This window comes from Pedococcus cremeus (assembly GCF_900111375.1).
Taxonomy (GTDB): domain Bacteria; phylum Actinomycetota; class Actinomycetes; order Actinomycetales; family Dermatophilaceae; genus Pedococcus_A; species Pedococcus_A cremeus.
On record NZ_FOHB01000005.1, the window covers coordinates 99,346 to 119,993 of the forward strand.

At 72.7% G+C, this 20,648-nt stretch carries 22 protein-coding genes; 14 read left to right on the plus strand and 8 right to left on the minus strand.

Features of this window, described 5'->3' with window-relative positions; translation table 11 throughout:
• Positions 1-51: 51 nt before the first annotated feature.
• Together acs and BMW78_RS11235 are read left to right on the plus strand one after the other, a co-directional pair.
• Positions 52-2,043, plus strand: a complete 1,992-nt coding sequence (acs, locus tag BMW78_RS11230) for an acetate--CoA ligase (RefSeq protein ID WP_091759426.1) — start codon at positions 52-54, stop codon at positions 2,041-2,043.
• 157 nt (positions 2,044-2,200) lie between these two features.
• Positions 2,201-3,061: a PaaX family transcriptional regulator gene (locus tag BMW78_RS11235; RefSeq protein WP_091759429.1), complete on the plus strand. Its 861-nt coding sequence runs from the start codon at positions 2,201-2,203 to the stop codon at positions 3,059-3,061.
• Here BMW78_RS11235 and BMW78_RS11240 read toward each other — a convergent pair.
• On the minus strand, positions 3,027-3,458 hold the full coding sequence (locus tag BMW78_RS11240; RefSeq protein ID WP_091759432.1) for a RidA family protein: 432 nt from the start codon (positions 3,456-3,458) through the stop codon (positions 3,027-3,029). The two genes, BMW78_RS11235 and BMW78_RS11240, sit on opposite strands and share 35 nt — an antisense overlap.
• A gap of 132 nt (positions 3,459-3,590) precedes the next feature.
• Between BMW78_RS11240 and BMW78_RS11245 the strand changes: the two genes are divergently transcribed.
• From BMW78_RS11245 to BMW78_RS11290, 10 genes are all read left to right on the plus strand, one after another.
• Complete coding sequence (locus tag BMW78_RS11245; protein WP_091759435.1) at positions 3,591-4,421, plus strand: fumarylacetoacetate hydrolase family protein; 831 nt, start codon at positions 3,591-3,593, stop codon at positions 4,419-4,421.
• Between the two features lie 75 nt (positions 4,422-4,496).
• A complete protein-coding gene (locus BMW78_RS11250; RefSeq protein ID WP_091759438.1) occupies positions 4,497-4,982 on the plus strand; it encodes a cupin domain-containing protein in 486 nt (161 codons plus the stop codon).
• A 92-nt stretch (positions 4,983-5,074) separates the two neighbouring features.
• A complete protein-coding gene (locus BMW78_RS11255; protein ID WP_245735825.1) occupies positions 5,075-5,977 on the plus strand; it encodes an acyl-CoA thioesterase in 903 nt (300 codons plus the stop codon).
• On the plus strand, positions 5,977-7,665 hold the full coding sequence (locus BMW78_RS11260) for an AMP-binding protein (RefSeq protein WP_091759443.1): 1,689 nt from the start codon (positions 5,977-5,979) through the stop codon (positions 7,663-7,665). Before BMW78_RS11255 ends, BMW78_RS11260 begins: the two co-directional genes overlap by 1 nt.
• Positions 7,662-10,070, plus strand: coding sequence for a bifunctional salicylyl-CoA 5-hydroxylase/oxidoreductase (locus tag BMW78_RS11265; protein ID WP_091759446.1), 2,409 nt, complete (start codon positions 7,662-7,664; stop codon positions 10,068-10,070). The genes BMW78_RS11260 and BMW78_RS11265 overlap by 4 nt, the downstream gene beginning before the upstream one ends.
• Entirely contained in the window at positions 10,067-10,489 is a 423-nt protein-coding gene (locus BMW78_RS11270; RefSeq protein ID WP_218144327.1) for an acyl-CoA thioesterase, read from the plus strand. Before BMW78_RS11265 ends, BMW78_RS11270 begins: the two co-directional genes overlap by 4 nt.
• A gap of 22 nt (positions 10,490-10,511) precedes the next feature.
• The gene (locus BMW78_RS11275; RefSeq protein ID WP_091759449.1) at positions 10,512-11,066 is read left to right on the plus strand and encodes an NADPH-dependent FMN reductase; all 555 of its coding nucleotides are present in this window, start codon (positions 10,512-10,514) and stop codon (positions 11,064-11,066) included.
• 103 nt (positions 11,067-11,169) lie between these two features.
• A complete protein-coding gene (nhaA, locus tag BMW78_RS11280) occupies positions 11,170-12,507 on the plus strand; it encodes a Na+/H+ antiporter NhaA (protein ID WP_091759452.1) in 1,338 nt (445 codons plus the stop codon).
• A 51-nt stretch (positions 12,508-12,558) separates the two neighbouring features.
• Positions 12,559-12,990: a phage holin family protein gene (locus BMW78_RS11285; protein ID WP_091759456.1), complete on the plus strand. Its 432-nt coding sequence runs from the start codon at positions 12,559-12,561 to the stop codon at positions 12,988-12,990.
• Between the two features lie 94 nt (positions 12,991-13,084).
• A complete protein-coding gene (locus tag BMW78_RS11290) occupies positions 13,085-14,008 on the plus strand; it encodes an alpha/beta fold hydrolase (RefSeq protein ID WP_245735802.1) in 924 nt (307 codons plus the stop codon).
• Positions 14,009-14,044: 36 nt separating this feature from the next.
• Here the strand turns inward: BMW78_RS11290 and BMW78_RS11295 are convergent, their stop codons facing one another.
• The 3 genes from BMW78_RS11295 to nth are packed head-to-tail and all read right to left on the minus strand — an operon-like array spanning position 14,045 to position 16,676.
• The gene (locus tag BMW78_RS11295; RefSeq protein ID WP_245735803.1) at positions 14,045-15,256 is read right to left on the minus strand and encodes a MarP family serine protease; all 1,212 of its coding nucleotides are present in this window, start codon (positions 15,254-15,256) and stop codon (positions 14,045-14,047) included.
• The gene (locus BMW78_RS11300) at positions 15,253-15,945 is read right to left on the minus strand and encodes an NUDIX hydrolase (RefSeq protein ID WP_091759459.1); all 693 of its coding nucleotides are present in this window, start codon (positions 15,943-15,945) and stop codon (positions 15,253-15,255) included. The genes BMW78_RS11295 and BMW78_RS11300 overlap by 4 nt, the downstream gene beginning before the upstream one ends.
• Positions 15,942-16,676 carry an endonuclease III gene (gene nth / locus BMW78_RS11305; RefSeq protein WP_091759463.1) on the minus strand — a complete coding sequence of 245 codons (735 nt, stop codon included), beginning with the start codon at positions 16,674-16,676 and terminating at the stop codon, positions 15,942-15,944. Before nth ends, BMW78_RS11300 begins: the two co-directional genes overlap by 4 nt.
• 119 nt (positions 16,677-16,795) lie before the next feature.
• Between nth and BMW78_RS11310 the strand changes: the two genes are divergently transcribed.
• Positions 16,796-17,473 carry a Crp/Fnr family transcriptional regulator gene (locus BMW78_RS11310; RefSeq protein WP_281247078.1) on the plus strand — a complete coding sequence of 226 codons (678 nt, stop codon included), beginning with the start codon at positions 16,796-16,798 and terminating at the stop codon, positions 17,471-17,473.
• Between the two features lie 6 nt (positions 17,474-17,479).
• Here BMW78_RS11310 and BMW78_RS11315 read toward each other — a convergent pair whose 3' ends face one another.
• Genes BMW78_RS11315 through sp36 form a run of 4 tightly spaced genes read right to left on the minus strand, consistent with a single transcriptional unit; the run spans position 17,480 to position 19,765 of the window.
• Positions 17,480-18,277, minus strand: coding sequence for an MBL fold metallo-hydrolase (locus tag BMW78_RS11315; RefSeq protein WP_425439053.1), 798 nt, complete (start codon positions 18,275-18,277; stop codon positions 17,480-17,482).
• Positions 18,274-19,095 (minus strand): NUDIX hydrolase, encoded by an 822-nt coding sequence (locus BMW78_RS11320; protein WP_245735804.1) that lies wholly within the window; start codon positions 19,093-19,095, stop codon positions 18,274-18,276. Before BMW78_RS11320 ends, BMW78_RS11315 begins: the two co-directional genes overlap by 4 nt.
• 35 nt (positions 19,096-19,130) lie before the next feature.
• Positions 19,131-19,607, minus strand: coding sequence for a RidA family protein (locus BMW78_RS11325; protein ID WP_091759466.1), 477 nt, complete (start codon positions 19,605-19,607; stop codon positions 19,131-19,133).
• Positions 19,608-19,609: 2 nt separating this feature from the next.
• Complete coding sequence (gene sp36 / locus BMW78_RS11330; RefSeq protein WP_091759469.1) at positions 19,610-19,765, minus strand: Sp36 family protein; 156 nt, start codon at positions 19,763-19,765, stop codon at positions 19,610-19,612.
• Between the two features lie 72 nt (positions 19,766-19,837).
• Here sp36 and BMW78_RS11335 point away from each other — a divergent pair, with 72 nt between their 5' ends.
• Entirely contained in the window at positions 19,838-20,647 is an 810-nt protein-coding gene (locus tag BMW78_RS11335; protein ID WP_091759473.1) for an alpha/beta hydrolase family protein, read from the plus strand.
• The last annotated feature ends 1 nt before the right edge of the window (position 20,648 follow it).

Sequence of the window (20,648 nt, forward strand, 5' to 3'; positions counted from 1 at the left end):
TGTTCCCGGTCGCGCCGACGCGGCCGCCGCGCCGTACCCAGGAGGGAAGCCGTGTCCGAGGAGAGCCTGTCGACCGTGCTGCAGCAGGACCACTCGTTCGAGCCCAGCGACGAGTTCGCGGCCAAGGCGAACGGCAAGGCGGAGATGTATGCCGCGGCCGAGGCCGACCACGAGGGCTTCTGGGCCGAGCAGGCGCGGAAGTACGTCACCTGGAGCAAGGACTTCGAGACCACGCTCGACTGGAGCGGGGCGCCGTTCGCCAAGTGGTTCGTCGGCGGTGAGCTCAACGTCGCCTACAACTGCGTCGACCGGCACGTCGAGGCCGGCAACGGTGACCGGGTCGCGATCCACTTCGAGGGCGAGCAGGGCGACACCCGCACGATCACCTACGCCGACCTGCAGAAGGACGTCGCCAAGGCCGCCAACGCCCTCACCTCGCTCGGCGTGGGCAAGGGCGACCGGGTCGCCATCTACATGCCGATGATCCCGGAGACGGTCGTCACGATGCTGGCCTGCGCCCGCCTCGGGGCCCCGCACTCGGTGATCTTCGGCGGCTTCTCCGCCGAGGCCCTGCACACCCGCATCAACGACGCCGAGGCCAAGCTGGTCGTGACCACCGACGGTCAGTGGCGCCGCGGCAAGGCCGCTCCGCTCAAGGCCGCGGTCGACGAGGCGATGAACCACGGCGACCACCCGGTGGAGAACGTGCTGGTCGTGCGCCGCACCGGCACCGACGTGGAGTGGGCCGACGGCCGCGACATCTGGTGGCACGACCTCGTCGACGACCAGCCCGACACCCACGAGGCCCAGCCGATGGACAGCGAGCACCCGCTGTTCATCCTCTACACCTCGGGCACCACGGGGAAGCCGAAGGGCATCTTCCACACCACGGGCGGCTACCTCACCCAGTGCGCCTACACCAACTCCGTCGTCCACGACGTGCACCCCGAGTCGGACGTCTACTGGTGCACCGCCGACGTGGGCTGGGTGACCGGCCACTCGTACATCGTCTACGGGCCGCTCGCCAACGGCGCCACCCAGGTGCTCTACGAGGGCACCCCCGACACCCCGCACCAGGGCCGCTGGTGGGAGATCGTCGAGAAGTACAAGGTCAGCATCCTCTACACCGCGCCCACCGCGATCCGCACGTTCATGAAGTGGGGCGACGACATCCCCGCCAAGTCCGACCTGTCGTCGCTGCGGCTGCTCGGCTCGGTCGGCGAGCCGATCAACCCCGAGGCGTGGCTCTGGTACCGCAAGCACATCGGCGGCGACCGCTGCCCGATCGTCGACACCTGGTGGCAGACCGAGACGGGCGCGATCATGATCAGCCCGCTCCCCGGCGTCACCGACCTCGAGCCCGGCTCGGCGCAGAAGGCGATCCCCGGCATCAGCGCCGAGATCCTCGATGACGAGGGCAAGCCGTTCACGGAGCCGGAGAAGGTCGGCTACCTCGTGCTGACCAAGCCGTGGCCGTCGATGCTGCGCGGCATCTGGGGCGACCCGGAGCGCTACAAGGAGACCTACTGGAGCCGCTTCGGGCCGAAGTACTACTTCGCCGGTGACGGCGCGAAGTACGACGCCAAGGGCAACATCTGGCTGCTCGGCCGCGTCGACGACGTCATGAACGTCTCGGGCCACCGCCTGTCGACCGCCGAGATCGAGTCGGCGCTCGTCTCGCACCCGAAGGTCGCCGAGGCCGCGGTCGTGGGTGCCGCCGACGAGACCACCGGGCAGGCCGTCTGCGCCTTCGTCATCCTGCGCAAGGAGGCGGTCGAGGAGGCCGACGAGCCGGGCGAGGGCAAGGACCTGGTGCAGGAGCTGCGCAACCACGTGGCCCACGAGATCGGCCCGATCGCCAAGCCGCGCTCGATCATGATCGTCGCCGAGCTGCCCAAGACCCGCTCCGGCAAGATCATGCGCCGCCTGCTGCGCGACGTCGCCGAGAACCGCGAGGTCGGCGACGTCACCACGCTGGCCGACTCCTCGGTCATGAGCCTCATCAAGGAGGGCATGAGCTCGGGCGCGTCCTCGGAGGGCTGAGTCGGGCATCGCGGCGGCCCCGGACTCCTCGTCCACGGGCCGCCGCGGTCCCGTCGTCCCCGCGCCACCTTCACCCCGCCTCCACCCCGACTCCACCCGCCGGGGACCGGCCGGGCGCAGCAGCCCGTGTCGTGGCCCCTGCGGCTACTGTGCCCCCGTGACGACGACCGACCTCGACGGTGGCCCGGACCGCGGCCCGCAGCCGCCCCGGGCCCTCATCGTCACGCTCCTCGGCCTCTACGTCCGCGAGCTCGGGGGCTGGATCAGCGTCAGTGGGCTGATCCGGCTCATGGCGGCGGCGGGGGTCGACGAGCAGGCCGTGCGCTCGGCGCTGACCCGCCTCAAGCGACGGGGGATCGTCGAGTCCGAGCGCCGCGGCGGCGTCGCGGGCTACGCCCTGTCCACGTATGCCGGCCGGGTGCTCGAGCTGGGCGACCGCCGCATCTTCGCGGCCCGCCCCGACTCCGAGCGGGACTGGGTGGTCGTCGTCTTCTCCGTGCCCGAGAGCGAGCGCCAGCGGCGGCACACCCTGCGGGCCCGCCTGTCCTGGCTCGGCTTCGGCACGGTGGCGTCCGGGGTGTGGATCGCGCCGGGCCACCTCGCCCAGGACACCCGCGAGGCGCTTCTCGCCGAGGGCCTCGAGCCGTACGTCGACCTGTTCCGCGCGGAGTACCTCGCCTTCGGCGACCCGGTGGCGAAGGTCGCGCAGTGGTGGGACCTCGACGCCCTCGAGCAGCTCTACGACGACTTCCTCGACGCGCACGGGCCGGCCCTGCGGCGGTGGGGAAGGGCCGGAGCGGAGGTGCCGTCGGGGGCCGAGGCCTTCGCCGACCACCTGCGGGCACTGACCGCGTGGCGTCGTCTGCCCTACCTCGACCCCGGCCTCCCGACCGACCTGCTCCCCGAGGACTGGTCGGGGACCCGTGCGGCGGAGACGTTCTTCGCCCTGCACCACACGCTGGCCGGCCCGGCGCACGACTTCGTCACCGCGCAGGCCGCAGCCTCTCGTCCGGGATGACGGCCACGCCGAGGATCTCGATCATGGCCTCGGGCTGCCACAGCGCGGTCGTCCCGATGCCGGCCATCGCCGGGTAGACCGGTCCGGCGAGCTCGCGCCACACCGCCCCGATCTCACGGCCGTGCGCCTGGTAGTCCGGGATGTCCGTGAGGTAGATCGTGATGCTCACGAGGTCCTCCGGCACGCCCCCTGCCTCGGCAAGGGTGGCCAGCACGTTGGAGAACGCCTGCCGGAACTGCTCGACGATCCCACCCGGGACGATCCGCATGTCGGCGTCCAGGGCGGTCTGGCCGCCCAGGTAGAGGGTGTTGCCCGACAGCGTCCCGTGCGAGTAGCCGCTCGGTGCCGGCAGCGAGGCAGGGTTCACGGGGACGGGGGTCAGCGGGTGGGCGGGCATCGGGTCCTCCAGCAGTGGGCGGGGCGTCGGCCGTGCGCCGGCGGGCGCGCTCGCGCGCCTGCCGGGCTCCAGGCATACGCCGAGGGTAGCGGACCTATTGACGCTTGGCGACGATCGTGAAAATCTCGCTATATGCAGTTCGGCACCGTCGCCACGCGCGGCACCACCACCGCCGCGGTGCGGACGCCGGACGGCTGGCGTGCGCTCCCGGCGCCCGACCTGTCCGCGTACCTCGCCGCCGGCGGCCGGCTCGACGCCAGCACCCCGCTCGGCGACCTGCTCGAGGACGTGGAGGTGCTCGCGCCGCTCCCCCACCCGGGCAAGGTCGTCTGCTGCGGGCTCAACTACGCCGAGCACATCCGCGAGACGGGGCGCGAGCTGCCCACGCACCCCACCCTGTTCGCCAAGTACGCCGACAGCCTCGTCGGGCCGGGCGACGACATCTGCCTGCCGGCCGACGTGGACGTCGACTGGGAGGCCGAGCTCGCCGTCGTCGTCGGCGCCCCACTGCGCGGCGCCGACCGTGCCACCGCCGCTGCCGCGATCGCCGGCTGGACCGTCGCCAACGACGTGTCGGTGCGCGACTGGCAGTACCGAACGCTGCAGTGGTTCCAGGGCAAGGCGTGGGACCGCTCGACCCCGACCGGCCCGGTCGTCGTGACGCCCGACGAGGTCGACCCCGCAGCCGGCCTGACGATCACCTGCCGCGTCGACGGTGAGGAGGTGCAGCGCGACAGCACCAAGACCCTGGTCTTCGACGCCCCCGACCTGCTCGCGTACATCTCGACCTTCACGGTCCTGCGTCCCGGCGACCTCGTCCTCACCGGGACGCCGGGCGGTGTCGGCACCGCTCGCGACCCGCAGCGCTTCCTCGCCGACGGCGAGGTGCTCGAGACCGAGGTCGAGGGAATCGGCCTGCTGCGCAACACCATCCGGCTCACCGACGACTCAGTGCAGACCTGAGCCGCCTCGCCCCGGTCCCCCCACGACCCGATGACGACCACCAGCAACCCGTCCCGACCGCAGCAAGGAGCTCCCGTGGAACCCGACTTCAGCAGGTACCAGCTCGAGGGCGACCCGTCCCCCTGGGCCAACGAGAACGGCCTCGTCGTCCCGGTCGTGACCCGGGCCGGCTCCGAGGGCGGCGACACCGGCCAGAGCTCCGGCGCCAGCCGCATCTCCGGCGTCAGCATCCAGCACACGCCGGCCAAGCGCCTGTGGTTCGGCAAGGTGAGCAACGAAGCCGGCTACCGCTCCGTCCCCCACCACCACGGCGAGGCCGAGACAGGCGGATACGTCCTCTCCGGTCGCGCCCGCATCTACTTCGGCGAGCGGTTCGAGGACTACATCGACATGGAGGAGGGCGACTGGGTCTTCGTCCCGCCGTTCATGCCGCACGTCGAGTGCAACCTCGACCGCAACAACCCGCTGACCTGGATGACCACCCGCACCCCCGAGAACATCGTCGTCAACCTCCCGCAGGTCGACGACGCGGACCTGCGGCACTGGGTGGACCGCCCTTGAGCGCCCAGGAGGCACGGAGCGCCCAGGAGGCACGGAGCGCCGAGCGGGCGTCGACCGCGGGTTCCACGCGGACGAGCCCCACGTCCGAGGTCCTGGCCCGGGCCCTCGAGCTCACGCCAGCCGAACCGCAGCGCTTCGACGTCGCGTTCACCGCCACGACACAACCGTGCCCGTGGCCGAAGGCCTACGGCGGCGACATGGTGGCGCAGGCGGCAGCGGCCGCGATGCTCACCGTCACCGACGGCAAGGCCATGCACTCGATGCACAGCTACTTCATGCGGCCGGTCGACATCGGCGCGCCGGTGACCTACGAGGTCGAGGTCCTGCGCGACGGCCGCGGCTACGCGACGCGGCAGGTCCGCGCCTTCCAGAACGGCAAGCCCGCCTACACCTGCCTCGCCAGCTTCGCCGCCGGCGAGGAGGGAGGCCGGTATGCCGCGGCCGCGCCCACCGACGTACCGGCACCGGAGTCGCTGCCCAGCTCGGCGGCATACCTCGCGGACGTGGCGCCCGGCAGCGGCACGACCATGACGGACGCGTCCAAGGAGTACTGGTCCGCGGGACGCAGCTTCGACATGCGACACGTGCCGGGCCCGGTCTACGTCGAGGTCGATGGTGGCCGCGTGGCGCAGCAGGCGGTGTGGATCCGGCCGTTCGACGCCCTGCGCCCCGTCGACGGACTCACGGACGCCCAGCGCGACCTCGCGGCGCTCGCATATGTCTGCGACTACACGATCCTCGAGCCGGTCCTGCGGGTGCTCGGGGTGCCGTGGGCACAGCCTGGCCTCGTCACCGCCAGCCTCGACCACGCCATGTGGTTCCACCGCGCGCCCGGCCCCGGCGTCCTCGACGGCTGGCTGCTCTACGCGCAGGAGGCCCTCGCGGCCGGCGCCGGCCGCGGCGTCGGCCTCGGCCGCTTCTTCACCCCCGACGGCGAGCACCTCGCGACCGTCGTGCAGGAAGGCATGATCCGCACCAGCTCCGGAGGCTCGTGATGTCGTCCACCCCCACCCGTCCCCGGCCCGGCCTGTCGCCGAGCGGCCACGTCGACACCTTCGCCCGCGACCACCTGCCGCCCGCCGAGCAGTGGCCGGTGCTCGAGTTCACCACGCCGGACCTGCAGTACCCCGAGCGCCTCAACGCAGCCGTCGAGCTGCTCGACGAGACCATCCGCACCCACGGCCCTGACCGCCCCGCGCTGCGCACCCCCGACGGCACGGTGTGGACCTACGGCGAGCTGCTGACCCGCACCAACCAGGTCGCCGCCGTCCTCACCGAGGACCTCGGGCTCGTCCCCGGCAACCGCGTCCTGCTGCGCGCCCCCAACACCCCGTGGACCGTCGCCGCCTGGCTCGGCGCCCTCAGGGCCGGTGGCGTGGTCGTCACGACCATGGCCGCGCTGCGCGCCCGCGAGCTGGGGCCGGTCGTGGAGAAGACCCGCCCCACCGTCGCCCTCGTCGACCACCGCTTCGTCGAGGACGTGCTCACGGTGCGCGACACCGTGGCGCCCGATCTCGTCGTCGTCCCCTACGACGGCGACTCGGGCGACGACCTCAGCCGCCGCGCTGCCACGAAGTCCGGCGAGTTCGAGGCCGCCGACACCGCCGCCGACGACGTCGCCCTCTTCGGCCCGACGTCGGGCAGCACCGGCGTCCCCAAGATCACCACCCACTTCCAGCGCGACATCCTGTCGATCGACAACACCTTCGGCCGGCACGTCCTGCACCTCGAGCCCGACGACGTGGTCGCCTGCACCGCGCCCTTCGCCTTCACGTTCGGGCTCGGCATGCTCGTCGTCTTCCCGCTGCGAGCCGGCGCCTGCGCCCTGCTCACCGAGTCCGCGACTCCGGTCCAGCTCGCCGAGCTGGTCGAGGAGCACGGGGTGACGGTCCTCGCGACGGCCCCCACGGCATACAAGCAGGTCATCAAGAGCGGCAACCTCGCGCGGCTGCGCGGGCTGCGCAAGGCGGTCAGCGCCGGCGAGCACATCGCCCGGGACGTCTGGGAGGCGATCCGCGACGAGCTGGGGCTGAAGGTCATCGACGGCATCGGCGCCACCGAGATGCTGCACATCTTCATCTCCGCGGCCGGTGACGACATCCGCCCCGGCAGCACCGGCAGGCCCGTCCCCGGGTACCGCGCCACCGTCCTCGGCCCGGACGACCGGCCCGTCCCACCCGGCACCGAGGGGCGGCTCGCGGTCATCGGCCCGGTCGGCTGCCGCTACCTCGACGACGAGCGCCAGCGCGGCTACGTCGTCGACGGGTGGAACGTCACGGGCGACACCTTCGTGCAGGACGAGGACGGCTACTTCTTCTACCGCGCCCGCACCGACAACATGATCGTCTCCTCCGGCTACAACATCGGCGCGCCCGAGGTCGAGGCGGCCATCGACGTCCACCCCGACGTCGTCGAGGTCGGGGTCGTCGGCGAGCCCGACGCCGAGCGGGGCTCGATCGTCAGCGCCTTCGTCGTCCTGCGCGAGGGGGTCGTCGGCGACGACGCCAAGGTCCGCGAGATCCAGGACCACGTCAAGGCCACCCTCGCCCCGTACAAGTACCCGCGCCGGGTCCGCTTCGTCGACCGGCTGCCCCGCAACACCAGCGGCAAGCTCCAGCACTTCAAGCTGCGCGAGCAGGCCCAGCACGCCCAGGCCGAAACGGCCGGCAAGGAGACGTCATGAGGATCGCGGTCGTCGGCGGGGGGCCCGGTGGGCTCTACCTCGCCGCCCTGATGAAGCAGCTCGACCCGGCCCACGAGGTCACCGTCTGGGAGCGCAACGCCCCCGACGACACGTTCGGCTTCGGCGTCGTCTTCTCCGACGAGACGCTCGGCGGGATCGAGAACGCCGACACCACGATCCACGCCGCGATGGAGCGGCAGTTCGCGCGCTGGACCGACATCGACGTCAGCGTCGACGGGCGCTCCTCGACGATCGGCGGCCAGGGGTTCGCGGCGATGAGCCGCAAGGAGCTGCTGCGGCTGCTGCAGGCCCGGGCCGCCGAGCTCGGCGTGGTCGTCCACTACCGCACCGAGGCGCCCGACACCGAGGAGCTGCGCGCGACGCACGACCTCGTCGTGGCCGCCGACGGGCTCAACTCGCAGGTGCGCACGCGGTATGCCGACGCGTTCGGCCCCAGCCTCGACCGCCGGCACAACAAGTACATCTGGTTCGGCACCGACCTCGTCTTCGAGGCTTTCCAGTTCATCGTCCGCAACACCGAGTTCGGGACCATGCAGATCCACGGGTACCCGTACTCCGACCAGGGCTCGACGTTCATCGTCGAGATGCACGAGGACGTCTGGCGCGCAGCGGGATTCGACCGCACCGAGCACGAGGTCTTCCCGCCCGGGGTGTCCGACGAGTACGCCGTGCAGCGGGTCGCCGAGATCTTCGCCGACGACCTGCAGGGCCACCGCATCCTGACGAACAACTCCAAGTGGATCAGCTTCACCACGGTCCGCAACGAGTCGTGGCACCACGGCAACGTCGTGCTGCTCGGCGACGCCGCCCACACCGCCCACTTCTCCATCGGCTCAGGCACCAAGCTGGCCATGGAGGACGCCCTGGCCCTGGCCGCCTGCCTGCACGAGCACCCGACCGTCGAGGCGGCGCTCACGGCATACCAGGAGGAGCGCAAGCCGGTCGTGGAGTCGACCCAGCGCGCGGCCCAGGCCAGCTTGGAGTGGTTCGAGAACATCGGGATGTACGCCGACCAGGACCACGACGAGTTCGTCTTCAACCTGCTCACGCGGTCGCGCCGCATCACCTTCGAGAACCTCCAGGAGCGCGACGCCGAGTTCGCGGCGCGCATCCAGGCGGCCTACGCCCACCAGGTCGCCGGGGCCGACGCGGACGAGGCGGCACCGGCGATGTTCCAGCCGGCGAGGATCGGTGCGCTGGAGCTGAAGAACCGGGTCGTGCTGTCGCCCATGGACATGTACAGCGCGGTCGACGGCGTGCCGGGCGAGTTCCACCTGGTGCACCTCGGCTCCAAGGCGCTCGGCGGCGCCGGCCTGGTGATGTCGGAGATGACCTGCGTGTCGCCCGAAGGCCGGATCACCCTGGGCTGCCCCGGTCTGTGGGACGACGAGCAGCGGGACGCGTGGGCGCGGATCACCCGGTTCGTCCACGAGCGCAGCACCGCCAAGATCGGGCTGCAGCTCGGCCACTCCGGCCGCAAGGGCTCGACCAAGCTCATGTGGGAGGGCATGGACGAGCCGCTGCCCGAAGGCAACTGGGAGGTCGTCGGCCCGTCGGCAGTGCCCTACGGGGAGGCCACCCACGTGCCGCGCGAGATGACCCGGGCCGACATGGACCGCGTCGTGGCCGACTTCCGCGACGCCGCGCGCCGAGGTGTCGACGCGGGCTTCGACCTCGTCGAGGTGCACGCCGCCCACGGCTACCTGCTGTCCTCGTTCCTGTCGCCGATCTCGAACGTGCGCACCGACGAGTACGGCGGGTCGCTGGAGAACCGGCTCCGCTTCCCGCTCGAAGTGTTCGACGCGGTGCGCGAGGTCGTGCCCGAGCCGGTGCCGGTCACCGTGCGCATCTCGGCCACCGACTGGGTGCCCGACGGCAACACCGAGCACGACTCCGTCGAGATCGCGCGCGCCTTCATCGAGCACGGCGCCGCCGCCATCGACGTCTCGTCCGGCCAGGTCACCCAGGACGAGAAGCCGGCCTTCGGCCGGTCGTACCAGACGCCGTTCGCCGACCGGATCCGCCACGAGGTCGCGCGGCCCGCTGGTGTCGCCGTCATCGCGGTCGGGGCCATCTCCTCGTACGACGACGTGAACTCGATCCTGCTCGCCGGTCGCGCCGACCTGTGCGCCCTCGGGCGAACCCACCTCTACGACCCACAGTGGACCCTCCACGCCGCGGCGGAGCAGGGGTATGCCGGGCCGGCCGCCGAGTGGCCCGACCCCTGGAAGGCCGGGCGTCGCCGTCCGCCCACGTCGCGCACCGACCGCGTCCCACCGCGGCTCGCGCTGCTGCGCGACGGCGAGCAGGGCCAGGTCCACCTGCGCTGGCGTCCGGGGGCGACCGAGTCCGCGCCACTGACGCCTGAGACCGTGCCGGTGTGAGGACACCGAACGCCAGCGCGACACTGCGCTCCCGCATCGAGTGGATCGACACGGACGCCGCCGGCATCTACCACAACAGCACCGTCACGCGGCTGGTCGAGTCGGCCGAGGCGTCGCTGGCCCGCGAGCGCAGCCTGGACGGCTACTTCCCCGTCGCGCCACGGGTCCGCTTCGAGGCCGACTTCGAGGCGCCGCTGTTCTTCGGCCAGGAGGTGATCACCACCGTCACCGTCACCGAGCTGGGGAGGTCGTCGATGGTGTTCGCGTTCGAGGTCTGGGGCGAGGAGTTCGACGGCGCACCCCGCGTGCGGGCCGCGAAGGGCCGGTACGTCACGGTGCACCTCGACCGCAGCGGTCCCGGACGCCCGCAGAGCGCCCCCTGGCCCAGCGACTGGGTCGACCGCCTCACCGCGTCCTGACGGCGCCACCTAGGCTTCCCGCATGGGTCGCCCGCGCCTGTCCGTCGTCATCGCCAGCACCCGCCCGGGCCGGCTCGGCCCGACTGTGGCGCAGTGGGTCCTCGAGCAGGTGCCGGACGACCGGTTCGAGGCGGAGCTGCTCGACCTCGCCGACTTCGCGCTGCCGTTCCTCGACGAGCCCCGCGAGCCCTCCGAGGGCAACTACGCGCACGAGCACACCCGGCGCTGGTCGGCGGCGATCCGCGACACCGAGGCGCTGCTCGTCGTCATGCCGGAGTACAACCGCGGCTACAACGCGGCGCTGAAGAACGCGATCGACTTCCTGTACGCCGAGTGGGAGGGCCTGCCCGTCGCCTGTGTCGGGTACGGCTGGTACGCCGCCCGCTACGCCAAGGCGGCGCTGCGCCAGACGCTCGAGCGGGTGAAGATGACCGTGGTCGAGGCGCCGGGCCTCGAGCTCGGCACCACCCTCGTCGACCGCCAGGTGGTGCCCGACGACGCGCTCCTGCGCGAGCTCGCGCGGACCTTCGAGGACCTCGCGGCCGCGGTAGCCCGGTCCTCCCGCGGGCCGTCGTAGCCAGCGGGTCGGTAAACTGGCTCCTGGTGTGCCGGGAAGTCTGGTCGGCGGCGCCCGCCCGTCGGCGGGGGTCTGAGCGAGGCCCCGACCCCCAGGAGACCCTGTGACGCATCCGCCCCTTCGTCCGCGCATCCTCCGGCGCCCGAGCTGGGCCGAGGCCCAGCGGGTCGCCGCCGCGCTGCGCACGGAGACCGTCGGTGGGGCGCTCCTGCTGGCCGCCGCGGTCGCCGCGCTGCTGTGGGCGAACTCGCCGTGGCGGGAGGGGTATGCCGCGCTGCGCGACTTCTCGTTCGGTCCCCACGCACTGCACCTCGACCTGTCGCTCGGCCAGTGGGCTGCCGACGGGCTGCTGGCCATCTTCTTCTTCGTGGCCGGCCTGGAGCTCAAGCGCGAGTTCCTCGTCGGAGACCTGCGCGACCCGGCCAAGGCCGCCGTGCCCGTCGTCGCCGCCCTGTGTGGCGTGGCTCTTCCTGCCGCGCTCTTCACCGCGGTGGTGCTGGGCCTGGGCCCCTCGGGTGACGCGCTGCGGGGCTGGGCGGTCCCCACGGCCACCGACATCGCGTTCGCGCTCGCGGTCCTGGCCGTCATCGGCACCCACCTGCCGGCCTCGCTCCGCTCGTTCCTGCTGACCCTGGCCGTCGTCGACGACCTCGTGGCCATCACGATCATCGCGATCTTCTACACCTCCTCGCTCGACCTGCCGGCGTTGGCGCTCGCCGTGGTGCCCCTGGCCGTCTTCGCCTTCCTCGTGCAGCGACGGTTCACGCAGTGGTGGCTGCTGCTGCCGCTGGCCGTCGCCACCTGGGCGCTGGTGCACGCGTCGGGCATCCACGCGACGGTGGCCGGCGTCCTGCTGGGCCTGACCGTGCCGGTGCGGCCCCGGGAGAGCGTGCCCCGGCTGAGCACCCTCAGCGCCGGTGTCGACGTGGCGCAGCGGTTCGAGCACCGCCTGCGGCCCCTCTCGGCAGGGGTGGCCGTGCCGGTCTTCGCCTTCTTCGCCGCCGGGGTGACCGTCGTCGGCGGCCTCGGTGCCACCTTCGCCGACGAGGTGGCCCTGGGCATCATGGTCGGCCTCGTCGCCGGCAAGCTCGTGGGCGTCTTCGGTGGCACGTGGCTGGTCACCCGGTTCACCCGCGCCGAGCTCGACGAGGGACTCTCGTGGTGGGACGTCCTCGGCCTGTCGCTGCTGGCCGGCATCGGTTTCACCGTCTCGCTCCTCGTCGGCGAGCTGGCGTTCGGCACGGGCAGCGAGCGTGACGACCACGTGAAGCTCGCCGTGCTCATGGGGTCGGTGCTGGCCGCCCTGCTCGCCTCGGTGGTGCTGCGCACCCGCAACCGGGTCTACCGGCGGATCGCGCTGGAGGAGAGCGAGGACGCCGACCAGGACGGCATACCCGACGTCTTCCAGCGCTCAGATGTGGATACCCCGGGTCGCGGCTAGGGTGGAGGCGGCCCGCACGGGCCGCGGTAGACGACACGAAGGGGACTGCCCATGGCCACCAGCACCTCCGGCCCCCAGCCCACCCTCGGCCAGGAGCGCCCCCTCGGTCAGGAACGCACGATCGGCCAGCTGGTCGCGGACGCCACGGCCGACTTCTCCGCCATCGTCCGCAACGAGATCGCGCTGGCCAAGGCCGAGATCACCGGTGAGGCCAAGCTCGCCGGCAAGGGTGCCGGCCTGCTCGCCGGGGCCGCCTTCGTCGGGCTCCTCGGCGTCATCTTCCTCTTCCACACCATCGCCAACGTGATCGCCATCTGGCTGCCCCTGTGGGCCGGCTACCTCATCACGACGGCCTTGCTCTTCGTCATCGCCGCCATCCTCGGGGTCGTGGGCAAGAACAACGTCACCAAGGTGCAGCCCAAGCCGGAGCGGACGATCAAGAGCGCCCAGGAGACCATCGAGGCCCTCAAGTCCGGCGAGTGAGGATCGACCCCCTCCCGGGACCTCGACCCGCCTGACCTCCAGCGGATTCGGCCGGGCCAGCACGCCGGCCGCGGCTCGCTGACAGACTGACCCCGTGTTCCCCACCAACCCTGACGCCGCCATGGTGCTCGTCGACGGTCCGTGGGAGCACCGCTTCGTCGCCGCGAACGGCGCCCGCTTCCACGTCGCCGAGCAGGGGCAGGGGCCACTGGTGCTGCTGCTGCACGGCTTCCCGCAGTTCTGGTGGGCCTGGCGCCACCAGATGCAGGCCCTCGCCGACGCCGGCTACCGCGCGTGCGCCCTGGACCTGCGCGGCTACGGCGCCTCCGACAAGCCTCCGCGCGGCTACGACACGCGCACCTCGGCCACCGACGCGGCCAGCGTCATCCGATCGCTCGGGGAGTCGCAGGCGGTGGTCGTCGGCCACGGCTGGGGCGGCTGGATCGCGTGGAGCATGGCGTCCCTGCAGCCGGCCGTCACCTCCGCGGTGGGCTCCCTGTCCATGCCCCACCCCCTGGTCTTCCGGCACGCCTCGTTCACCAACGCCCGGCAGGCGCGGGCCAACGGCTACCTCCTGGGGCTCCAGCGCCCGTTCGTGCCCGAGCGGGAGATGACGGTGCACGGCGGCTACGTCCAACGCCTGCTGCGCGAGTGGGCCTCACCGACGGGCATCTGGCCCAGCCTCGAGGAGGCCCGCATGTATGCCGACGCGATGGCGCTGCCGTTCGTGGCCCACTCCGCGGCCGAGTACTACCGATGGGTCGTGCGCAGCCAGGTGCGCCCCGACGGCTGGCAGTTCGCCAAGCGGGTCAGCGGGCCCGTGGGGGTGCCGGTGCTGCAGCTGCACGGCGAGGACGACCCCGCCGTGCTCCCGGAGATCATGCCGACCTCACGCGCCAGGTGCGCCGGACCGTTCGAGGCGCACGAGGTGCCCGGAGCTGGCCACTTCCTGCCCGAGGAGGCGCCCGAGGCCGTCAACGGTCACCTGGTGCGGTGGCTCGACGGCCTGCACGGCTGAGCTCGGTGCCGCGACCTCAGCGGTGGTGACGTCGGCTCAGCCGGCGACGCAGGGTCCGGTGCTCACCGGCTGGTTCGCCGACGCCGCCGCCTTCAGCACCGGCTGCGCCTCGGCGAGGGTGAGCGCGTAGCCCGTGGTGTTGTCGTCGAGCGACTTGGCGAAGATGACCCCCACCACGTCGCCGGACGTCGACAGCAGCGGGCCACCGGAGTTGCCCGGCCGGACCCGCGCGTAGAGGGAGTAGACCTCGCGGCGGGTGCCCGGCGTGCCGTAGATGTCGGACCCGCGGGCCTGCACGACGTCGCGCACCCGGGCGGCGTCGAGCCGGTAGGGGCCGTCGAGCGGGAAGCCGGCGACCACGCCACCGTTGCCGCGCTTCAGGTCGGTGCCCAGGCGCAGGGGCGGCGCGGGCAGCCCGGGGGCGGCCACCACGGCGAGGTCGCGCTCCGGGTCGAACACCACCACGCGACCCTGGTACGCCGGACCAGTGCCCTTGACCCGCAGGGTCACCGAACGCATGCCGGCGACGACGTGGGCGTTGGTGACGACCCGGCCCGGGGCGACGACCCAGCCGCTGCCCTCCTGGCCACGGTTGCAGGCGTCGGCGATGCCGGTGAGCTTGATGACCGAGCTCCCGGCCGCGGCGACCCCGGGCGTGCGGGCGACGTTCGGGTCCGGCGGCTCGACCGGGGCGATCGGCTCGGCCTGGATGCCCTCGAACACACGCGGGAAGCCCTCGCGGTCGAGCACCTCGCGGAAGCCCGCGAAGAGACGCGACGTCTCGGGGGGGACCACCGTGTCGATGGCCCGCAGCACCCGCGACTCGCCGATGGCGCGAGCCAACGGAGCCGGTGCACCACCGCGCACGGCACCGGCGACGAACCAGATGACGAGCGACACCGAGACGACGACGGCGACCGCCCCGAGCGCCGAGTCGAACGCGCGGGCGGGCCGGGCCCGGACGTGCGAACGCAGCCGTCCGCCCATGCCGACCGCGACCGCCTGGCCGATGCTGGCGAGGATGAACACCCCGGCCACCATCACCACGGCCCGCATGACCGGCGTCGACTCCAGCGACGTCCACTGGTGGATGGCGAGCGGTAGCAGCCACATCGCCACCGCGCCGCCGGCGAGGAAGCCGGCCAGCGACAGCACGCTGACCACCAGGCCCTGCCGGTAGCCGGAGACGGCGTAGCCGACGAGCAGCAGGATGAGCAGCACGTCGAGGATGCCGAGGCCGAAGATCACTGGTGGCTGCCCTCCTGCCGGGACGGGGACTGCGCCCCGGGCTGCGACCGGGGGTGGAACCGCTCCGGCAGCGGCCGGCGGACCGTGGCGTCCCAGGGCCGCTCGAGCCCGGCGAGCTGCATGACCCGGCTGAACAGCATCGCGGTGAACCCCCAGATGTAGAGCCCGTCGACCTCGAAGGCGGGGCCTTCGTAGCCCATCGGGTGAACGGTGGTGAAGCGGATGGACGCGTCGAGCAGCAGGTCGACGGACACCATCTCGGCCCGGTGGACCTCGCCGGCGTGCACGTTCTGGAACGCCCTCGGCACCGGCCACCAGGCGAGCACCGGCGTCACGACGTGCTGACTGGGGCTGAGGAACAGGGCCGGCAGCTCGGCCACGACGTCGACGGTCTCGGGGGCGATGCCCACCTCCTCGTGCGCCTCGCGGAGGGCGGCCTGCACGGCGTCCTCCCCCGGCTCGAGCGACCCACCGGGAAACGAGACCTGCCCCGGGTGGGAGCGCAGGTGGTGGGCGCGTTCGGTCAGCACCACCTCCTCGCCGCCGTCTTCCGACGGGGCGAAGAGCATGAGCACGGCAGACTCGCGGCCACCCTCGTCGGGAGGCTGGAACCGGTCGAAGTACTCCGGGTCGGGATGGGCGAGGGCGTCCTGGAGCCGGGTCATCCACGCGGGACGGGGCGCGCTCATCCCTGGGAGGCCCCGTCCGCCGGGGAAACCGTGGGCGCCGCCACCGGCGAGGCAGCCTCCGAGGCGCCGGCCGCCGAGGGGGCCAGCTCGAACTTCAGCAGCTTCGCCGCCTTCTCGGGGTCGGTCTCGCCGGTGCCGTAGGAGGGGCACCACCGCGCCACCGGGCAGGCACCGCAGGCCGGCTTGCGGGCGTGGCAGGTCCGGCGGCCGTGGAAGATCACGACGTGGGAGAGCATCGTCCACTCCTTGCGGGGGATGAGCTTCCCGACGACCTCCTCGATCTTGACCGGGTCCTCCTCCTCGGTCCAGCCGAACCGGCGCACCAGCCGACCGAAGTGGGTGTCGACGGTGATGCCGGGGATGCCGAACGCGTTGCCGAGCACCACGTTGGCGGTCTTGCGGCCGACGCCCGGCAGGGTGACGAGGTCCTTCATGCGCGGGGGCACCTCGCCGTCGAACCGCTCGACGATGTCGGCCGCCAGCCGGATCACCGAGTTGGTCTTGGCGCGGTAGAACCCGGTCGGTTTGAGGATCGCCTCCATCTCCTCGCGGTCGGCGGCGGCGAGGTCGGCTGCCGTCGGGTACGTCGCGAAGAGGGTGGGGGTGACCTTGTTGACCATGACGTCGGTCGTCTGCGCCGACAGCACCGTCGCCACCAGGAGCTGGAGCGGGTTCTCGAAGTCGAGCTCGCAGTGGGCGTACGGGTAGTGCTCGTGCAGGGCGCGGTACATCCGGCGCGCACGCCGGGTCAGCGCAACCGGCGACTCCTCACGGACATCAGCAGACACCCGCCCAGCCTACGGGGCAACGCTGACAGTTCCCTGTCGGGCGGCATGGCACACTGTCGCCCGTGGACCAGGACGTGGTGAGGAAAGCCCCGCTGTTCGCCGCCCTCGATGACGAGGCCGCCGGCCGGCTCATGCAGTCGATGACCCAGCGGCACCTCGAGCGGGGGGACGTGCTCTTCCACGAGGGGGACCAGGGCGACCGGCTCTACGTCATCCGCGAGGGGAAGATCAAGCTCGGCCGCCGCAGCAGCGACGGACGCGAGAACCTCGTCGCGATCCTCGGCCCCGGCGAGATGTTCGGCGAGCTGAGCCTGTTCGACCCGGGCCCGCGCACCATGACCGCCACCGCCGTTGCCGAGACCCAGCTCATGGGCATCGGCCACGAGGACCTCTCCGGCCTCCTCTCCGGCCGCCCCGAGGTGGCCAAGGTCCTGCTCGCGGCCCTGGCCAAGCGGCTGCGCCGCACCAACGAGAACCTCGCCGACCTCGTCTTCACCGACGTCCCGGGCCGCGTCGCCAAGGCGCTGCTCGACCTCGCCAACCGGTTCGGGCGGCCGGTCGAGGACGGCATCCTCGTCTCGCACGACCTCACGCAGGAGGAGCTCGCCCAGCTCGTCGGCGCCTCCCGCGAGACCGTCAACAAGGCGTTGGCCGACTTCGCCAGCCGTGGCTGGCTCCGGCTCGAGGCTCGCGCCGTGCTGATCCAGGACGTCGAGCGCCTCAAGCGTCGCGCCCGCTGACCCTCGCTAACCGACCTTCTCCAGGTACTCCAGCTGGGCGGCCACGCTGAGGCGGGCCGCCGGCCACACCTCGCGGGGCACGGCGGCATACACGCGCTCCACCACGTCCTCGACGCCCTGGGCGCCGTCGGCGAGCGCCTGCCGCACCTGCTCGAGCCGCTCGCGGCGGTGCACCCGGTAGAACTCGACCATCGCCGAGGCGTCGGGCACGACCGGTCCGTGACCGGGGAGGATGGTGGTCACCTCGCCGCCGCCGGTGAGGGCGGCGATCCGCTCCAGTGACGCCAGGTATGCCGCGAGCTCGCCGTCGGGGTGCGCCACCACCGTGGTGCCCCGGCCGAGCACCGTGTCGCCGGTGAGCAGCGCGTGGTCGGCGGGCAGGGCGAAGGACAGCGAGTCGGAGGTGTGCCCGGGGGTCGCGACGACGCGCAGCTCGAGGCCGCCGGCGCGCAGCACGTCGCCGTCGCCCAGGTCGTCGTGGCCGCGCCCGACGGCTCGCGTGGGGGCACCGGTGAGCTCGGCGAACCGCCGTGCCGACTCGGCGTGGTCGAGGTGGCCGTGGGTCAGGACCGTCTGCACCACCCGGGCGCCGCGTTCCTCCACCAGGGCCAGCACCCGGCGCAGGTGGGCCTCGTCGAGTGGGCCCGGGTCGATGACGAGGGCCTCGGTGCTCCCGGGCTCGAGCAGCACCCAGGTGTTGGTGCCGTCGAGGGTCATCGGGCCGGGGTTGGGAGCGAGCACGCAGTGGGCGCGCTGGGTGACCTGGCCCCCTGACCAGTGCTCGGCGGCAGGCGGGGCGGTCACCGGGGCAGGTCCGCCCGCATGACCAGGCCGTCCGGGGTCTCGGTGAGCACCGGCGTCACGGCAGCGACAGGGGGCTGCTCGGCGATGAAGGCGGCCGCGCTCGCGGCGGCGGCGACCTCCTCGACGCAGACGACCGTGGGCGGCAGCATCAGCGCCTCTCCCCTGCGGTGCGCCTCCAGCAGGTCGGCCGCGGCCACCCAGTCGGCGACGTCGGCCTCGCTGGTCCGGTCGTCGGCCGCCTGCCCCTGAGGCACGGCCGCGGCGAAGAAGCGGGTGTCGTAGCGACGCGGCTCGAAGACGGGTGTGATCCAGTGCGCGCGGTAGGTCAGCAGGTCCGAGCGCAGCACCAGGTCGTGGGCGATGAGCACCTCGGCCAGCGAGTGCGACCGGTCGAGCAGGCCCTGGCGCTGCTCGTGCCAGTGCGGCGTCGCGACGTCGGCGAGCACGGTGTCGTCGGACGGGCCGGCCAGCAGCACGCCGCACTCCTCGAAGACCTCTCGCACCGCCGCCGTCACCAGCTCGCGTGCGGTCGCCTCGTCGGTCTGCAGCCGCTCGGCCCACTCCGCCGGGCTCGGACCCGCCCACGGCAGCCGCGGGTCGGCGTCGCGCGGGTCGACCCCACCGCCGGGGAACACCATGGTGCGCGGGGCGAAGGCCATGGCGGCCACCCGGCGGAGCATGAAGACCTCCAGCCCTGCCGCGCCGTCGCGCACGAACATGACGGTGGCGGCCGGCCGCGGACGCGCGGGCTCTCCACCGGCCTGCCAGGCGTCGGCGTGCTCGCGCAGCACCGACGCCACCGGGAAGTCCCGGATCACGGCAGGCTCCTGGGCGGCAGGGTCCTCAACGGTCCTCAGTCGTCGGCGAGGGCGACGATGATCTCCACCTCGACGGGGGCATCCATCGGCAGCACCGCGACACCGACAGCCGAGCGGGCGTGGATGCCCGCGTCGCCGAAGGCCTTGCCGAGCAGCTCGCTGGCGCCGTTGATGACGCCGGGCTGGCCGGTGAACGACGGGTCGCTGGCGACGAAGCCGACGACCTTGACGACCTGCGCCACCTTGTCGAGGTCACCCACGACGGACTTCACGGCGGCGATGGCGTTCAGCGCGCAGACCTGGGCCAGCTCGGCGGCCTTCTCCGGTGCGACCAGGCCTTCGCCGTGGCCGACCTTGCCGATCGCGGCGAGCTCGCCGTTCACCATCGGCAGCTGGCCGGAGGTGTAGACCCGGCGGCCGTCGGCGAGCGCCGGCACGTAGGCGGCGACGGGCGTGGCGACCTCCGGGACGGTCAGGCCGAGCTCCTTCAGGCGGTCCTCGACTGCACTCATGCTCAGGCCTTCTCTCGCTTGAGGTAGGCGACCAGGTTGCCGCCGTCGGGTCCGGTCAGGACCTGCACCAGCTCCCAGCCGTCCTCGCCCCACTGGTCGAGGATCTGCTTCGTCGCGTGGACGATGAGGGGCACGGTCGCGTACTCGTACTTCTTCATGGGCGCAGCGTAGCGACCTTCCCCCTGAGTGCTGACAGGCTGCGTGCTGACCGGCGCTGACAGGATGGCGGTATGGCCGACCCCCAGCCCCCGGCGCCTCCCGCACGCGACCCCGAGGCGGTCCTCGACCGGCCGGCTCCCCCGCCGGCCCGCACCACGGCATACGGCCTCGACCCCGCCCACGTCTATGACGTCCGCCTGCCCACGGGCGCGGCGAAGGACGTCACCGTCGTCGTCGTGCACGGCGGCTTCTGGCGCGCGGAGTACGACCGCACGCACGCCGCCTGCCAGGCGCAGGCCTTCGCCGACGCCGGCTGGCCGGTGGCGGTGGTCGAGTACCGACGGACCGGTATGCCGGGGGGCGGCTGGCCGGGGACCAGTGACGACATCGCGGCCGCCGTGGCGGCGGTGCGGGCCGATCCCGACCTGCCCGACCTCCTCGTGCTCGTGGGGCACTCCGCGGGCGGGCACCTCGTTGCGTGGGCGGCCGGCCAGCCGTGGGGCGCCGGCCTGGCCGGTGTGGTGAGCCTGGCCGGCGTGGTCGACCTGCGGGCGGCGTTCGAGATGCGGCTCGGCGACGGCGCCGTGGAGGCGTTCCTCGGCGGCACCCCCGCCGAGCGAGCCGAGGCGTATGCCGCGGCCGACCCCGCGCAGCACACCCCCGTGGCGCCGGTGGTGCTGGTGCACGGCGCGGACGACGACGTCGTGCCGCCGGCCGTCTCCCGCTCCTACCGCGAGAAGGTGGCCGCCCTGCCGGGGACGGGGCCGGACCGGCCGGTCACGCTGCGCGAGGTGGCCGACTGCGACCACTTCGCGCTGATCGACCCCGAGCACCCGGCCTTCGCCGAGGTCCTGGCTGCGGTCTCCGGCATCGCCTCCTAGG

Excerpts from the sequence above, each read along its gene's own strand:
- BMW78_RS11325 (WP_091759466.1), bottom strand. The coding sequence starts at position 19,607 with ATGAGTGCAGTCGAGGACCGCCTGAAGGAGCTCGGCCTGACCGTCCCG.
- BMW78_RS11245 (WP_091759435.1), top strand. The coding sequence starts at position 3,591 with ATGCAGTTCGGCACCGTCGCCACGCGCGGCACCACCACCGCCGCGGTG.
- BMW78_RS11335 (WP_091759473.1), top strand. The coding sequence starts at position 19,838 with ATGGCCGACCCCCAGCCCCCGGCGCCTCCCGCACGCGACCCCGAGGCG.
- BMW78_RS11240 (WP_091759432.1), bottom strand. The coding sequence starts at position 3,458 with ATGCCCGCCCACCCGCTGACCCCCGTCCCCGTGAACCCTGCCTCGCTG.
- nth (WP_091759463.1), bottom strand. The coding sequence starts at position 16,676 with ATGTACCGCGCCCTGCACGAGCACTACCCGTACGCCCACTGCGAGCTC.
- BMW78_RS11265 (WP_091759446.1), top strand. The coding sequence starts at position 7,662 with ATGAGGATCGCGGTCGTCGGCGGGGGGCCCGGTGGGCTCTACCTCGCC.
- BMW78_RS11275 (WP_091759449.1), top strand. The coding sequence starts at position 10,512 with ATGGGTCGCCCGCGCCTGTCCGTCGTCATCGCCAGCACCCGCCCGGGC.
- sp36 (WP_091759469.1), bottom strand. The coding sequence starts at position 19,765 with ATGAAGAAGTACGAGTACGCGACCGTGCCCCTCATCGTCCACGCGACG.
- BMW78_RS11260 (WP_091759443.1), top strand. The coding sequence starts at position 5,977 with ATGTCGTCCACCCCCACCCGTCCCCGGCCCGGCCTGTCGCCGAGCGGC.
- BMW78_RS11285 (WP_091759456.1), top strand. The coding sequence starts at position 12,559 with ATGGCCACCAGCACCTCCGGCCCCCAGCCCACCCTCGGCCAGGAGCGC.
- BMW78_RS11300 (WP_091759459.1), bottom strand. The coding sequence starts at position 15,945 with ATGAGCGCGCCCCGTCCCGCGTGGATGACCCGGCTCCAGGACGCCCTC.